The sequence below is a fragment of the Acidovorax sp. SUPP3434 genome, from assembly GCF_030159015.1.
GTDB lineage: Bacteria > Pseudomonadota > Gammaproteobacteria > Burkholderiales > Burkholderiaceae_C > Paracidovorax.
Genome location: NZ_BQXL01000003.1, coordinates 25,446 through 41,120, shown reverse-complemented (window position 1 = coordinate 41,120; position 15,675 = coordinate 25,446). Strand labels below are relative to the sequence as shown.

Here is a 15,675-nt window from a genome sequence, read left to right as displayed (position 1 = left end):
GGGCAGACCCGTGCGCCCGTGGACAATAGGCGCCATGGCCCAGATCCCAGACTTCACCGAGCCCACCCTTCATACCGATCCCGCCGAGGCGCTGTCGCAGGTGCAGCGCATCTACCAGCAGCAGATCGGGCACCTGCGCGATGCCATGCAGCGCTTCGTCGCCGGGGAGACCCCGGCCAGCCACGTGCGGGCCTTCTACCCCTTCGTGCGGGTGCAGACCACCACCGTGGCCCGCGCCGCCACCCAGCTGGCCTACGGCTTCGTGGAAGGCCCGGGGCGGTATGAAACCACCCTCACCCGGCCCGACCTGTTCGCCAACTACTACGCCGAGCAGTTCCGCCTGCTGCGCAACAGCCACAACATCGAGCTGGAGGTGGGCATCAGCAGCCAGCCCATCCCCATCCACTTCTCGTTCGCCGAGCACGACCACATCGAGGGCACGCTGACCGCCCAGCGCCGCATGCTCATGCGCGACGTGTTCGACCTGCCCGACCTGGAGGCCATGGACGACGGCATCGCCAACGGCACCTGGGCGCCGCGCCCCGGCGAGGCCCAGCCCCTGTCGCTGTTCACCGCGCCGCGGGTGGACTACTCGCTGCACCGGCTGCGCCACTACACCGGCACCGCGCCCGAGTGGTTCCAGAACTTCGTGCTGTTCACCAACTACCAGTTCTACATCGACGAATTCGTGCGCCTGGGCCATGCCGAGATGGCCAAGCCGGACAGCGAGTACGTCGCCTTCATCGAACCGGGCAACGTCGTCACCCGCCGCACCGGCCTGCCGGCCCAGCCGGGCGACGAGCTGGGCGTGGCCCCGCCGCGGCTGCCGCAGATGCCGGCCTACCACCTCATGCGGGCGGACAAGAGCGGCATCACCATGGTCAACATCGGCGTGGGGCCGTCCAATGCCAAGACCATCACCGACCACATCGCCGTGCTGCGCCCGCACGCCTGGATGATGCTGGGCCACTGCGCGGGCCTTCGCAACAGCCAGCAGCTGGGCGACTACGTGCTGGCCCACGCCTATGTGCGCGAAGACCACGTGCTCGACGAAGAGCTTCCGCTGTGGGTGCCCATTCCCGCGCTGGCCGAGATCCAGATGGCGCTGCAGCAGGCCGTTGCCGACGTCACGCAGATCGAGGACGCCGACCTGAAACGCATCATGCGCACCGGCACCGTGGCCAGCACCGACAACCGCAACTGGGAGCTGCTGCCCGACAACATGCCCCAGCGCCGGTTCAGCCAGAGCCGCGCCGTCGCGCTGGACATGGAGAGCGCAACAATCGCCGCCAACGGCTTTCGCTTCCGCGTGCCCTACGGCACCCTGCTGTGCGTGAGCGACAAGCCCCTGCACGGCGAGATCAAGCTGCCCGGCATGGCCAACCATTTCTACCGCGAGCGCGTGGACCAGCATCTGCGCATCGGCATGCGCGCCATCGACATCCTGCGGGCCGGGGGCGTGAGCCGCCTGCACAGCCGCAAGCTGCGCAGCTTCGCCGAGGTGGCCTTCCAGTGACGCACCGGGTGGGCGCCGCCACCAGGGATTGATGCGGCTGGATTTCGTCACCCTGATGGCCATCACGGCCACCAACCTGTGCATGCTCTCCGCGGCCCTGCCGCTGATCATGGGCCGTGGCGCGGGCACCGCCGCGCGCTGGGTGCAGGCCAGCCTGCTGCTGCAGGGCCTGGCCTGGGCGGCCATCATCGCGTCCTCCTACGCGTGGGACCAGACCCTGTCCACCGTGTCCATGGCCGCCAATTCCCTGGCCCAATGGGCCCTCTTCGAAGCCCTGGCGATCTGGCTGGGGCCCCGGCCCGGGCGGCGCCTGGTGCAGGCACTGGTGGTGGCGATCCCGCTGGGCTACACCCTGGGCTTTTCGCACTACGCGTTTCGCGTCGGCTGGGCCAACCTGCTGCTGGCCACGCTGCTGCTGGCCGTGGCGCGCGCCACGCTCTACCCGGCCCACCCAGCGCACTTCGCGGACCGGCGCTGGCGCCTGCTGCTCATGGGCTGCCTGGCCACGATGGCCGCGTTCACCGCCGCGCGCGGCGTGCTGGGCGCCTTCACCGACGCTTACCCCAGCTTCCGCACGCCGCACCCCGTCAACATCGCCGCGGCCGTGGCCGCCAACGTCACCCTCGTGCTGGGCACGGTGGCCGTGCTGGTGGCCTGGCGCGACGAGGCCGAGCAGCAACTGCGCACCCTGGCCATGACCGATCCGCTCACCGGCCTGCTCAACCGCCGCGGCTTCGAGGCCCACGGACAGGCCCTGCGAACGCGCGCCGCGCGCCAGCGCCTGCCCCTGGCCGCCCTGCTGCTGGACCTGGACCACTTCAAACGCATCAACGACGCCTACGGCCACGAAGCCGGCGACCGCGCCCTGGCCTGGTTCGCCCGGCTCGCCCAGTCCATGGCCGGGCCGCACGACACCGTGTGCCGGTTCGGCGGCGAGGAATTCGGCGTGCTCCTGCTGCATGCGCAGCAGGAAGAGGCGCAACGCTTCGATCAGCGCCTGCGCGAACGCCTGCAGGCCGAAAGCGCCCAGGCCCTGGGGTTTCCCATCGACTACAGCGCCGGCGCGGCGCTGTGGCATGGTGGCGAAGAGGACCTGGCCGAGCTCATGGCCCGCGCGGACGCGGCGCTGTATGCCGCCAAGGAACAGGGGCGGCGGCAACTGGCCATGGGCTAGGGAAAAAGAACGGGCGGTGCCACCCCTTCGCCGAGGGCGCTACGCCACCGCCACCCGCCGCTTGAGCACCCCCAGCGCCAGCGCCGTCACCCCCGTGCCGGCCGCGATCGCCAGCGCGTACAGCACCACGTGGTTGACCGCGTTCGGAATGGCCAGCACGAACACGCCGCCGTGCGGCGCCTGCAGGCCGATGTTCCACATCATCGACAGGCCGCCTGCCACGGCCGCACCGGCCATGCAGGCGGGAATCACCCGCAGGGGGTCGCGCGCGACGAACGGGATGGAGCCTTCGGTGATGAAGGCCAGGCCCAGCACGGCGACGGCCTTGGAGGCCTCGCGCTCTTCGGCGCTGAAGCGGCTGCGGAACACCCAGCACGCCAGCGCGATGCCCAGCGGCGGCACCATGCCCGCGGCCATGGTGGCGGCCATCGGGTTGGCCACGCCGCTGGCGATCAACGTGGTGGAGAACACATAGGCCGCCTTGTTGACCGGGCCGCCCATGTCGAAGGCCATCATCGCGCCGAGGATCACGCCCAGCAGCACGGCGCTGCCGGTCTGCAGGCCCTTGAGCCATTCGGTGAGCGCGGCCATCACGCCGGCCATGGGCTTGCCGATGACCATCATCATGAGCACGCCGACCACCAAGGTACCCAGCAGCGGCAGCAGCAGCACGGGCTTCAACCCGTCGAGCGTGCGCGGCAGGCGGATGGCACGGTTCATCCAGTGCACCGCATAGCCCGCGATGAAGCCCGCGGCAATGGCGCCCAGGAAGCCCGCGCCCACGGTGCCCGCGAGCAGGCCGCCGATCATGCCCGGCGCGATGCCCGGCCGGTCGGCGATGGAGAACGCAATGTAGCCCGCCAGCGCCGGCAGCATGAGCGTGAAGCCGGCCTTGGCGCCGATCTGGAACAGCGTCCAGCCCAGCGTGCCCTGGTGCGCGTCGTCGTACACGTAGATGCCGCCCAGCGCGAAGGCCAGCGCGATCAGCAGCCCGCCCGCGACCACGAAGGGCAGCATGAACGACACGCCGGTCATCAGGTGCTTGTAGGGGCCGGTGCGCTCCGTGCTGCGGGCGGCGGCGCCTGCCGGCGCCGCCCCGGGCGTTGCGGCCGTGCCCGCTGCGGGCGCGCCGCCCCACACGGCGGCCTGCGCCGCCGCCTGGGCGAACACCGCGGCCGCGTCGTGGATCGCGGCCTTGGTGCCGGTCGCATACAGCCGCTTGCCAGCGAAGCGCGCGCGGTCCACCTGCGTGTCGGCGGCGATCACGACCAGATCAGCCTGGGCGATCTCGTCCGCCGTGAGCGCGTTCTGCGCGCCGACCGAGCCCTGCGTCTCGACCTTGATGGTGTGACCCAGCGCCTGGGCGCCCTGCTCCAGCGCTTCGGCCGCCATGAAGGTGTGGGCCACGCCCGTGGGGCAGGAGGTGATGGCGACGATGCGAAGGGGGTGCGCTGCGTCGGCGGCGGCCACCGCAGGCACTGCCGCGGCGGCTGGAGCCGCCCCGCCGTGCGCCGCCACTGCCCCTTCGCTTGAGCCGCCTGCGCCCGCACGTGCCAGCGCGGCGCGCACGACGTCGGCCGCATCGGCCAGCACGGCCCCCGGCGTGGTCTCGTGCAGGCGTGCGGCAGGCAGGCCGCTGCGGTCCACGGCCATGTCGGCCGCGATGATGACGGCGTCGGCACGCGAGAGTTCGTCGTCCGTCCAGCCGCCCTGCGCGCCCAGGCTGCTGCGCACGCTCAGGGCGATGTGGTGGCCGAGCCGTTCGGCGGCGGCGCGCAGCGCCTCGCCGGTCATGAAGCTGTGCGCCGGGCCGGCCTGGCTGGCGGCGATGGCGATGAGGTGGGCCATGGGATGGGTCTCCGTGCGGATTCGTTTGAGGGGGCGGGGCCGGTCAGACCGGCTGCGGCGCGATGGCGGCGGCGATGGCATCCACCTCGGCACGCGGCGGCAGGCCGGGCGCGATGCGCTGGATGCGCGCGGCGGCGCAGGCCATGCCGAAGACGGCCGCGCCGGGGAAGGTGCCGCCCTGCGCCAGCGCGGCGAGCGTGCCGGCCACCAGCGCGTCGCCCGCCCCCACCGTGGTGGCCACCGGCACGCGCGGTGCCTCGGCATGCCAGCGGCCCTGGGACGTGGCGATCACCGCGCCGTCGCCGCCGAGCGAGACGACCGCCTGCCGCACGCCGTAGCGCCGGCACAAATCGGACGCGGCCTCGGCCACCTCCGCCAGCGTGGGCAGCGCGCGGCCGGCCAGTTCTTCCAGCTCGGCCCGGTTGGGCTTGACGAGCGCCACCGGCACCGCCGGGCCGGCGGCCGGATCGGACAGGCGCTGCAGCAGCTGCCGCAGCACGTCGCCGCCCGTGTCGATCACGATGTGCGCGCCCTGGGCCGCCAGGGCGCGGGCCAGCCGCTCCCACACGCCCGCCGCCGCGCCGGGCGGCAGGCTGCCGGCCAGCTCGCACCAGTCGCCGTACTGCACCTGCTGCTGCAGCGTGGCCAGCAACCGGGCTTCGGCCTGCGCCAGCGCCTCGGGCGGCAGGGACAGGCCGGGCAGGTTGATGTCGGTCGAGTCGCCCCGCGCGGAATCGGCCAGCTTGATGTTGGTGCGGGTGCTGCCCGCCACCCGCACCATGGCGTCAGCAATGCCGCCGGCGGCGAAGGCGGTGGTGAACACGCCGTCGTTCTCGGCGCCCAGCCAGCCGCTGGCGGTCACCGGCACGCCCAGGGCCGCCAGCACCGCCGCCACGCCGATGCCCTTGCCGCCGGCCTCGGTCTGCTGCCCCAGCGCCCGGTGCACGGCGCCGGGCACGAGCGTGGGAATGCGCACCGTCTGGTCGATGGCCGGGTTGAGCGTGATGGTGAACACGCGGGCAGGCGCGGCCGCGCCGGCCAGAACTTCGGGCGTCATGGTGCGGCCTTTCCCGGCATGGCACATGCCGCATCAAAAACGGCCCCAGCACAATCAACACTAGGGCATATTGCTATATTTTTAATAGCAAATCTCATGGTGCATCCCCTGTGTCGGCCACCGGGCCGGCCGGGCGCAGCGCGGCGCCCAAGGCACGCACCTCGTCGGCGGTGTCCACGTCCAGCGCGCGGCGGGCGAGGTCCTGCAGTTCGGCCAGGGAATGGCGGCGCAGCAGCGCCTTGACGGTGCCGATGTCGCCGCTGCTCATGCTCAGCTCCTGCACGCCCAGTCCGGCCAGCAGCGCCGCGCCCAGCGGCTCGCCCGCCAGTCCGCCGCACACCCCCACCCAGCGCCCATGGGCGCGGGCACCGGCGATGGTGCGTTCGATGAGCCGCAGCACCGAGGGGTGCAGGCTGTCGGCCATGCCGGCCAGCTCCGGGTGCTGCCGGTCCACCGCCAGCGCGTACTGCGTGAGGTCGTTGGTGCCGATGGAGAAGAAATCCACGTGCGCCGCCAGCCGGTCGGCCATCAGCGCGGCCGAGGGCACCTCGATCATGATGCCCACGGGCACCTGGGGCGCGTCCAGCTCGCGGCGCACCGCCTCCATGCGCTGGCGCAGCTGGTGCACCTCTTCCACGGTGCTGATCATCGGGAACATGACCGACAGCGGGCCGTGCCGCGCCGCGCGGTACAGCGCCCGCAGTTGCGGCACCAGCAGGTCGTCGCGGCGCAGGCACAGCCGCGCGCCGCGCAGGCCGAGAAAGGGGTTGTCCTCCACCGGCAGGTCCAGGTGCGGCACCTGCTTGTCGCCGCCGATGTCCAGCGTGCGCACGATCAGCGGGCGGCCGTCCAGGGCCTCGACCATGGCGCGGTACACGGCGTACTGGTCGTCCTCGTCGGGCACCGCGTCGCGCTCCAGGAACAGAAATTCGGTGCGCATCAGGCCCACGCCTTCGGCCCCCGCCGCCAGCGCGTGCGTGGCCTGGTCGGCCCGGTTGGCATTGGCGGCGATCTCCACCGTGTGGCCGTCGGTGGTGGTGGCGGGCAGCTGGCGGGTGCGGGCCTCTTCTTCCTGCCGGCGGGCCAGGCGCTGCATGCGCTCGCGCGCCTCGATCAGCGCCGTCTCGCTCGGGCCCACGTAGAGCCGGCCCCGATAGCCGTCCAGGATGGCGGGCGTGCCGGCCGCGGCATCGGCGCCCAGCACGCCGGGGCCGGCCGCCACGACGGCGGGCAGCCCCAGGGCGCGCGCCAGGATGGCCGTGTGGGCGGTCGGGCCGCCGCGCGCGGTGCAAAAGCCCCGCACCTTGGCCGTGTCGATCTGCGCGGTGACCGAGGGCGACAGGTCGTCCGCCAGCAAGATGGCATCGGCCGGCCACGCGGCGGCGGCGCCGCCTTCGGCCTCGTGTCCGCGCCCCAGCAGGTGGCGCAGCACGCGCTCGCCCACGTCCTGCACATCGGCCGCGCGCGCTGCCAGCGTGGCATCGGCCAGCGCGCGCTGCGCGGCCACCCGCTCGCCCACCGCGCGGCGCCAGGCCCAGGCCACGCCGTGGCCCTGCACCACGCTGCGGCTGGTGGCCAGCAGCAGGTCGGCATCCTGCAGCAGGCCCGCGTGTGCGGTGAAGATACCCGCCTGCTCGGCCTTGCCCGCCGCGCGCGCGCCATCGGCCAGCTGCTGCAACTGCGCCAGCGCGGCGGCCAGGGCCTGGTCCAGCGCGACGGCCTCGGCGGCCACGGAGGTGAAGCGGTCGTCCACCTCCAGCGCCGCGGCGCCGGCCTGCACCAGCGTGCCGATCACGAGGCCCGGGCTGGCCGCGATGCCGGTGAAGGTCTGGCGGGCCGTGGGCTGCCAGTCGCCCAGCTCGCGCCCCAGCCCTTGGGCCTGGGCCTGGCGGGCGGCGGACAGCTCGGCCTGGCGGCTTTCCTCCTCGCCCAGCCGCACGATGGTGTCGCGCAGGGCCGCCAGCGCCGCCGGCGCATCGGGGCCTTGCGCCGACAGGCGCAACTGCGCGCCCCGGCCGGCGCCCAGGCTCAGCAGCGCGGCCAGGTTCTTGGCATCGGCCACCGTGTCGCCGCAGCGCACGTGCACCCGCGCGGTGAAGCGCTTGACCGCCTGCGCCCACTGCCCGGCCGGGCGCGCATGCAGGCCGTTGGGGTAGTTGAGCGACAGCTCGTGGCCCAGCGGAAAGTCCTCCAGCCCGGCGGCCTCGGCCGCCCCTGCGGACTCCTCGCCCGTGAGCGCCCGCACGATCTCGCCGGCATCGCGCGTGGTCGCCAGGCGCTCCATCAGGGCGTCGTCGCGCATCAGGCGGGTCAGGCGGCGCAGCACCGCGATGTGCTCGTCCGACGCGGCGGCAATGGCCACCACCAGGCGTGCCTGCTTGGCATCGTCGCCCCAGCGCACACCGCCCGGCACCTGCAGCACGGCCAGACCGGTGCGCCGCACAAGGTGCTTGTCCTCGACCATGCCGTGCGGAATGGCCAGGCCCTGGCCCAGGAAGGTGTTGGCGACTTTCTCGCGCTGCAGCAGGCTGTCGGTGTAGGCGGGCTGGGCATGGCCGGCCTGGGCCAGCAGGGCGCCCGCGGCGCGCACGGCATCTTCTCGGTTGTGGGGCGCGGCGCCCAGGCGGACCTCGACCGGGATCGTGGACATGGTGCGATGTCTCCTTGTTTTGGTATCGATTCCAGGGCGGGATTATGAAACCGCTTTTCAGGGCGGACAAGGCCACGAAGCACCCCTCCCTTATGGAAATTCGGGTAATCCCCTATGAACGAATGCCACGCCCCCCCCCGCGAGGCAGCGCAAAATCAGCGCACCGATCGGTCGCCGCTGGCGGCAAGATCGGCCGTCGCAAAGCGATTTCAGGAATCGATACCAGAACGCCGGGTTCTTTTGTAGGAGAAAGCCGCTTGGCCAGCATCAAGGACGTCGCGGAGCGCGCGGGCGTCTCCACCACCACCGTATCGCGCGTGCTGTCGAACCCTGCCGCCGTGCGCACGCCGCTGCGCGAGCGCGTCGAGCAGGCCATCGCCGCGCTTGCCTACCGCCCCAACCTGGCGGCCCGGCGCCTGCGCCAGCAGCGGGCCTCGCTGGTGGGGCTGATCGTCTCGGACATCCGCAGCCCGTTCTTCACCGACGTGGGCCGCGCGGTGGAGGACGTGGCGTACCGCCACGGCCTGCGGCTCATCCTGTGCAACACCGACGAAGACCCGGCCAAGGAGCAGTCCTACCTTGAACTGATGGCCGACGAGCAGGCCAGCGGCGTGATCCTCTCGCCCACCATGGAAGGCCTCAAGCGCCTGCGGCCCGCCGACTGGCCGTTTCCGATGGTGCTGGTGGACCGCGCCCTGGACACCACCCGCGCGGACCGCGTGGTGCTGGACAACCGCGCGGCCGCCCGGCGGGCCACCGAACACCTGCTGGACGCCGGCTACCGCCGCATCGCCGTGCTGGCCGGCACGCACAGCACCACGGGCCAGGAGCGCCAGGCCGGCTACGCGGATGCGCTGCGCGAACGCGGGCTGGCGCCCGATCCGCACTGGGTCGCCCCCACGCGCGAGGCCGGCATGGCCGCCGCCACGGCGCTGCTGGCGGGCACTGGGGGCATGCCGCGCCCGGACGCCATGCTGGCCACGAACGGCCTGCTGCTGCTGGGCGCGGTGCACGCGATCCAGGCCGCGGGCCTGTCCATGCCGAACGACATCGGCCTGGCCGGCTTCGACAACAACGACTGGACGGCCTTGCCGGCCCTGGACGTGACGGTGATCGCGCAGCCCACCTACGACATCGGGCGCACCGCGGCCGAGTTGCTGCTGCAGCGGCTGTCAGAGCCCGAACGGACGGTACGGCGGGTGGTGCTGGAAGGAGCGCTGCTGGCGCGGGGCTCCACGCGCAGGGGATGACGAGGCTGCGCTCGAAACGGTTGGCAGGGCATCGTCCGCCGAGCGATGCGCAGCACACCCCATCCAGGCTCAGCGCCGTTGGCTGCCGCGCGCCATGCCCGATATCGCGTAGGTTCCCGCTGCTTTGACAAGGACCCGAATGGCATGGGTCTTTTCCACCGTGTCGTGCTCGTACTGCGCCTTGATCGCGATCTCGATTCCGCTGCCCACCTTCCTGCACCGCATTTCCTGAATGGCGTACTGGCTGTGGTCGTCATTGAGTTCGGGAAACGCCAGGGTCCGGACCAACTCCGACCTCCGCTCCTGCGTCGGCTGCGTGAGCCACTGCACGTAGATCTCGCTGCCCGCCCCTTCGTGCACATCGACAACGACCACGCGGTAGTAACCTGCCCGGTCCGCCTGGCTCCAGGCGCCGCAGGTTTCGACCTTTTGCACGTGAATGGGCAGTGACTCCACCTGGGCTTTGAGCAAGGAATCGCTGGCGTTGGCGCAGAAAGGCAACGCCAAAAACGCCCACCCAATGAATCGATTCACCACTTCGCCTTTGGATGAATGACGATGCCGGTGGTGATGTGCATGGTGCCTAGCGCGAGCGCAGGGCTGGTGGCGGGCTTGACTCTCGGAGGACCCATGCGCCCCGTCTGTTCGATCAGCAACAAATCAGACTCCCTTTTGATTTGGAGTGGCATGCTAACCAAAACCCATCGCAACAGGCACAGATGGGCGTGGGCACATGCTGCAAAGTGTCACCGGGCACGCCTTGCAGGCCGCCGGCCCGCAAGTCAGGGACGGCGCGAAACGAATCGTGGACAGACTCCCGGGTGACGAACTCGGCCCCGGCTCACCGCCGTTGCTGCAGCCAGGCCATGAGGGCCCCCTTCTCCATCGGCACGGCGATGTGGTACCCCTGGCCCTCATGGCAGCCCATGTCCAGCAGGGCGCGCAGCGCCGCGGCATCCTCGATGCCCTCGGCCAGCACCTGCAGCCCGAGCTTGCGACCCAGTTGCGCCACCATTTCCGCGATCCGGACGCCGTGCGGCTCGCCGAGGTGGCGCACGAAGGAGCGGTCGATCTTGATGCGGTCGAGCGCCAGGCGCTCCAGGTAGCTCAGCGAGGAATAGCCCGTGCCGAAATCGTCGATCGCGATGGAGATGCCTTGCGCGCGCAGGCTGGACAGGGTCGAGTTCAGCAATTGGGTGGGCAGCGCGGCCACCGACTCCGTGATCTCCAGCTCCAGCTGCGGCCCCTTTAGCCCGCTGTCCGCCAGGGCCGCGCAGACCGTGTCGAAAAAAGCGGGGTCCTGCAACTGCACGGACGACACGTTGACCGCCATGCGCCCGGGTGCATGGCCCGCCTCCAGCAACTCCCGCATGCAGGCGCACGCGGTGGACAGCACCCACTTGCCCAGCGCCACGATGAGTCCCGAATGCTCGGCCACCGGAATGAACTGGTCGGGCGATATCAGCTGGCCGTCGTCCGCGCGCCAGCGCACCAGGGCTTCCAGCCCCACCAGGCGCCGGGTCGCCAGGTCGATCTGCGGCTGATAGACCAGAAAGAGCTTGGCCGTGTCGATGGCCGCCCGCAGGTCGGACAGCAGCAGCGCACGGGTGCGGGCCTCGGCCCCCATGTGGTCCGAATATTCCAGGTGCTGACCGCGGTGGTCGCGCTTGGCGCGCTTCAAGGCGATGGTGGCGTCCTTGACGAGGTCGGCGCCCGCCTGCGGCACCTCGGGCAGGAAGACATAGCCGCAGGTGAGCGACACCTTTTGCGCCACGCCATTCACCGCCAGGGGCTGGCGGACGCAGTCCAGCAGCCGCTGCAGCGACACCTGCGCCGCCGCCCCCAGCACGCCGAACGTGTCCGCGCCCAGGCGGGCCAGCAGCACACCCGGCGGCAGTGCCGCGGACAGCGCGCGGGCGACCCGCTCCAGCAGGCAGTCCCCGAAGCGGTGGCCCATGACGTCGTTGGTGGCGCTGAAATCGTCGATGTCGAGCAGCGCCAGGATGTGGCCGCGCGTGCCGAGGCGGGCGCATTCGTCCACCTTTTCAACGAAGTGCGCGCGGTTGGGCAGGCGCACCAGCGGGTCGTAGTAGGCGTATTCATGCAGCCGCGCGAGCAGGCCGTGGTTGTGCAGCAGGGTGCCCAGGTTGGCGCAGAAGACGTCCAGCATCTGGGTATCGAGCGCGCCGCGCGCCGCGGGCACGTCGATGAAGACGGCCATGCCCTGCCGGCCCTGGTGCCCGATGTGCAGCGCCACGCCGCCATCGGCGGCATACCCATTGCCGCGGCCTTCCAGCACACGGCGCAGCACGCCCCATTCGGGCCGGGCGGCAACGGCGTCGAACGGGCCGTCGGCGAGGCAGGCGAACCGGCCGGCCGCCGCCAGCACCTGAAACCGGTCCGCAGTCTCTCCCTGCTGCGCGCACACCAGCGCATGGCATGCGACGCCCAGCAATGCCGCCAATTGGGTGATGACGCCCGAGGCGAAAGCCCGCGGATCGGTGGTCTCCAGCAAGGACGCGCTGGACCGCACGATGAGTTCCAGGCTGCGGCGGCTGGCCTCGGCGGCGCACAGCCGCTGGTAGGACCGCACGGAGGTGACGACCAGGGCCAGCAGCCGATCATGCGTCAGCTCGGACTTGGGGCGGTAGTCGTTGATGTCGTACTGCAGCAGGGTGTCCAGGTCCATGACTGGCCCGGGCTGGCCCGTTCGCAGCACGATGCGTGCATTGGGCAGGCGTGCGGTGTGGCGGATGAAGTCCACCAGCGCCAAGGGGGTGCCGGCTGCCGCGACGGCGCCGCCCACTGGCTCCGAAGCCACGTCGAGCAGCACCATCGCCACGTTCGGCTCGCCCACGAGCAACGCGCGCGCTTCTTCGCCCGAAAAAGCGTGCCGCGGCACCAGGGCGCGGCCGAAAAGCGTGCGCCCCTGCAGCGCCGCGCGCATGGCCGCATGCACGCCCGCGTCGCTGTCCACGACGAGGATCCGCCAGTCGGGCCCGCCCTGCGGGTCGCGGGTGCGGACGGTGCGCGCGGCGGCGACTTGCGGCGCGGGACAGTCGGGAACCACCCCGGCGTTCATGCGGCAGGCAGGTGGCGGCTGCACGGGGCGAGCGACACGCGATTGCGGCCGCCGCGCTTGGCGACGTACAAGGCCTCGTCCGCCAGACCGTAGGCGTTGTCGAAGGTGCCGCCCTGCGCCAGGCAGCTCAGCCCGAAGCTGGCCGTGATGCCGCTGCCATCGGGCAGGTCGAAGCGGTGGGACTCGATGGCCTGGCGCAAGGCCTCAGCCACCGGCATCGCCGTGTCGTGGCCCTGCCCCGGCAGCACCACGGTGAATTCCTCGCCGCCGACCCGGCCGACCTGCGCGGTCGGGGGCACGACGGCCTGCAGGCAGGCGACCACGCCCAGGATCACCCGGTCGCCCATCGGGTGGCCAAAACTGTCGTTGATGCGCTTGAAATGGTCGATGTCCAGCACGATCAGCGCGAGGCCGCCGCTTCGCAGCTGCTGGTTGACCCGCTCGATGATGGCCGCCCGGTTGAACACGCCGGTCAGCGGGTCGTGGTTGGCCCGGTACTCCAGCTGGGCCGCCAGGTCCTGCAGCCTCAGGTTCAGCTGGTTCATGTCCAGCTCCGCCCGGTCGCTGCGGCGCACCAGGCGGCGCGTCTCCCGCAGCAGCCGCTCGTAGGCGACCAGCAGGTCCCCCAGCGCCTGCCGGCAGGGGGCCTCTTCCAGGCCTGCATGCCGCTGGTAGGCGCTGCGTGCGACCAGCAGGGCCTGGTTTTCGGCTTCGAACAGGTCCGGGGGGGTCGCGGCGTCCATGGGCATCAGGCCGCGCTGACGGGGTGGGTCGAGAAATGGATGGCGGGAAAGTCTTCGCTGAGTTCCTGGCCGAATTCGAGGATGGTGTCATCCTCCTCATCGTGGTACCAGTGCACCACGACCTCGTTGCCCGCGCCCGCCGCATCGCTGAGCGCCTCGATCAGGTTGAAGAGCATCTTGGTGCTCGAACTGTTGAAGTAGGCGAGCGCGATGCTCACCTCGATTTTGGTGTCCACCTGCCCGGCCAGGTAGGCCCTGAGCTGCGTGAGAACGTCGCCATAGAACGCCGCGGCATTCTCGGGGTAGGACTCGCCGCGCAAGCTCAGCGTATGGGCGTCGAACTTGAAGTCCACCTCCGGTGAACTGGGGGTCGGTGCGATGTAGAGGTTGTCCATCTGTGATCTCGATTCGTTTGCGGGCTTGGCGCGTCAGATCGCCGCTTTCAGATAGAACACCGGTGCCTGGTCGGGTCCTTGCGTCGCGTCGAAGCCAAATTCCAGCGGCTCACGGGCGTCGCGTGCCATGGTGAGGAAACCCATGCCTGCGCCCTTGCTGCCCTCGGGGGTCTCCTCGCGCAGGGTCTGGCGGTAGGCCTGCTTGATCTCTTCCAGCGTCATGCTGCGCAGCGCGGCCAGCTTCTCGCGCAGTTCGTCGGCGATGCGGGGCTCCACCGGGTTGGCGCACAGCAGCAGGAAGCTGCCGTCGGCTTCGCGGCGGATGCACACCGAGCCGTGGCGCAGTTCGCCGTTGTCATGGCTGGGCGGCGTGAGGGTGTCGGCGGAGTAATGGATGATGTTCTGCGCCATCTCCACGAAGGACGAGAACAGCTTGCGCCGGGTCGGTCCCGCCACGTCGGCGACCTCCAGCTGCAGTTTCACCGCATCGGCCATGGCCGCGATGATGTTCTGCGAGAAGTAGCCCACGTAGTAGAAGATGACGCGGTGCTGCCTGGCCAGGTTGAAGAAGGAACCGGGGTTTTCAGCGTTCATGAACGAGGACATGGCGGATTTCCGTCTCAGGTGCGAAAGCAAAAAAAGGTGAGGTCGTCGCGGCGGTGGTGATCGCCCTGGCCCTGCCACTGCTCCAGCGCATCGAGCACGGCCCGGTTGATCTGCGCGGGCGTGCGCTCCCGCTGCTCGAAAAGCAGCTCCCGCACGCGGCGTTTTCCCAGCGCGATCGCGCGCGGGCCGCCCACCTGGTCGATCAGGCCGTCGGTGCTGACGAAAACCAGCGTGCCGGGGGGCAGGATCAGCTCCTGGTTGTTCCAGGCGAAATCGAAGTCGCTGTCCACGTAGCCCACGCCTTTGCGCTGTCCCTCGATGATCTCGACCGCGTCGGCGCCGGGCCGCACCAGGAACAGCGACAGCCGGGCCCCCGCGAAGACCAGGCGCCCCTGCGCCGGCTCGAACCAGAAGCAGGCGGCATCCATGCCGTCGTTGGAGCGCTCCGTGCCTTCCTGCGCATCCTGCTGCCCCAGCATCTGCTTGATGCTGCGGTTCACGCTGCCCAGCAGCTGCGCGGGATCGCGGGCGCCGTGCTGCTTGATCGCCTGGTTGAGGCTGGTGGAGGCGATCAGGGTCATGAAGGCGCCCGGCACGCCATGGCCCGTGCAGTCGGCGACGGTGGCGAACCAGCCGTCAGGCTCGGTGCTGAACTGGTAGAAATCGCCCCCGACCACGTCTCGCGGCTCCCAGACCAGGTGCGCGCCGGGGCACACGCGTGCCAGCGCCTCGAGCGAGCTGCGCAGCGTGGACTGCTGGATCACGCTCGCGTATTCGATGCTGTGCATGACCTGGCGGTTGCGCGAGGCCTGCATGTCCGCCACCACACGCATCAGCTGCAGCCCGTTGCCCACGCCGATGAAGGTGCCCTCGTGGGTGATGATGAAACCATCGGACAGGGCCTTTTCGCCGCACTCCACCGTCTTGAACGTCAGCGCCTCGATGTCCAGCGCGGCATCGACGATCAGCGGTTCCTTGTCCATGAACGCGATGCAGCTCTTGCGGCCGTAGAGCTCCATGCGGAACGGCTTGCTCATCTGGGAGAGGAAGATGTTGCGGTTGATCAGCCCGATGGGCTGCCGACCCTCCACGACGGGCAGGCTGACGAGGTCGCGGTGCTGGCCGAACACCTCCATGACCTGTTCGTTGGTCTGGTCGGTCGTCATGCAGGGCACCGTGGTGCACAGGTCCGCCGCACTGGGCTGACGGAAACGGGGCCGAAAGCTGCTCAGGTACTCGGAATTTGCGGACATGGGGGCCAGGGGTGTTTGTTAGCAAATGTTATTCATTCCATGTTTCGCTTCGATGACAGGATGGTGACGGTATGGCGCTGCGCAGAGGCCGTCGAGCCTCC

12 protein-coding genes are annotated in these 15,675 nt (G+C 70.6%); 3 read left to right on the top strand and 9 right to left on the bottom strand.

Annotated elements, in window-relative coordinates:
- Positions 1-34 precede the first annotated feature (34 nt).
- Together AVKW3434_RS06615 and AVKW3434_RS06610 are read left to right on the top strand one after the other, a co-directional pair.
- Positions 35-1,516, top strand: coding sequence for an AMP nucleosidase (locus AVKW3434_RS06615; protein ID WP_284392916.1), 1,482 nt, complete (start codon positions 35-37; stop codon positions 1,514-1,516).
- A gap of 31 nt (positions 1,517-1,547) precedes the next feature.
- Complete coding sequence (locus AVKW3434_RS06610) at positions 1,548-2,690, top strand: GGDEF domain-containing protein (RefSeq protein ID WP_284405229.1); 1,143 nt, start codon at positions 1,548-1,550, stop codon at positions 2,688-2,690.
- A 39-nt stretch (positions 2,691-2,729) separates the two neighbouring features.
- On the opposite strand, the gene AVKW3434_RS06605 is transcribed toward AVKW3434_RS06610, so the two are convergent.
- The 3 genes from AVKW3434_RS06605 to ptsP all read right to left on the bottom strand — a co-directional run bounded on the left by AVKW3434_RS06605 (position 2,730) and on the right by ptsP (position 8,245).
- Complete coding sequence (locus AVKW3434_RS06605; protein WP_284405228.1) at positions 2,730-4,538, bottom strand: PTS fructose-like transporter subunit IIB; 1,809 nt, start codon at positions 4,536-4,538, stop codon at positions 2,730-2,732.
- A gap of 43 nt (positions 4,539-4,581) precedes the next feature.
- Positions 4,582-5,595: a 1-phosphofructokinase family hexose kinase gene (locus tag AVKW3434_RS06600; protein ID WP_284405227.1), complete on the bottom strand. Its 1,014-nt coding sequence runs from the start codon at positions 5,593-5,595 to the stop codon at positions 4,582-4,584.
- Positions 5,596-5,689: 94 nt separating this feature from the next.
- Positions 5,690-8,245, bottom strand: a complete 2,556-nt coding sequence (gene ptsP, locus AVKW3434_RS06595) for a phosphoenolpyruvate--protein phosphotransferase (protein ID WP_284405226.1) — start codon at positions 8,243-8,245, stop codon at positions 5,690-5,692.
- A gap of 257 nt (positions 8,246-8,502) precedes the next feature.
- Between ptsP and AVKW3434_RS06590 the strand changes: the two genes are divergently transcribed.
- On the top strand, positions 8,503-9,495 hold the full coding sequence (locus AVKW3434_RS06590) for a LacI family DNA-binding transcriptional regulator (RefSeq protein WP_284405225.1): 993 nt from the start codon (positions 8,503-8,505) through the stop codon (positions 9,493-9,495).
- 69 nt (positions 9,496-9,564) lie between these two features.
- Here the strand turns inward: AVKW3434_RS06590 and AVKW3434_RS06585 are convergent, their stop codons facing one another.
- The 6 genes from AVKW3434_RS06585 to AVKW3434_RS06560 all read right to left on the bottom strand — a co-directional run bounded on the left by AVKW3434_RS06585 (position 9,565) and on the right by AVKW3434_RS06560 (position 15,574).
- Positions 9,565-10,029 (bottom strand): hypothetical protein, encoded by a 465-nt coding sequence (locus AVKW3434_RS06585; protein WP_284405224.1) that lies wholly within the window; start codon positions 10,027-10,029, stop codon positions 9,565-9,567.
- A gap of 307 nt (positions 10,030-10,336) precedes the next feature.
- A complete protein-coding gene (locus tag AVKW3434_RS06580) occupies positions 10,337-12,577 on the bottom strand; it encodes a putative bifunctional diguanylate cyclase/phosphodiesterase (protein ID WP_502869037.1) in 2,241 nt (746 codons plus the stop codon).
- Positions 12,574-13,320, bottom strand: a complete 747-nt coding sequence (locus AVKW3434_RS06575; protein WP_284405223.1) for a GGDEF domain-containing protein — start codon at positions 13,318-13,320, stop codon at positions 12,574-12,576. The genes AVKW3434_RS06580 and AVKW3434_RS06575 overlap by 4 nt, the downstream gene beginning before the upstream one ends.
- A 5-nt stretch (positions 13,321-13,325) precedes the next feature.
- Complete coding sequence (locus AVKW3434_RS06570) at positions 13,326-13,715, bottom strand: DUF1987 domain-containing protein (RefSeq protein WP_284405222.1); 390 nt, start codon at positions 13,713-13,715, stop codon at positions 13,326-13,328.
- A 33-nt stretch (positions 13,716-13,748) separates the two neighbouring features.
- Positions 13,749-14,321: a SiaB family protein kinase gene (locus AVKW3434_RS06565; protein ID WP_272549253.1), complete on the bottom strand. Its 573-nt coding sequence runs from the start codon at positions 14,319-14,321 to the stop codon at positions 13,749-13,751.
- A gap of 14 nt (positions 14,322-14,335) precedes the next feature.
- Positions 14,336-15,574 (bottom strand): SpoIIE family protein phosphatase, encoded by a 1,239-nt coding sequence (locus AVKW3434_RS06560; protein ID WP_284405221.1) that lies wholly within the window; start codon positions 15,572-15,574, stop codon positions 14,336-14,338.
- Positions 15,575-15,675: the final 101 nt, after the last annotated feature.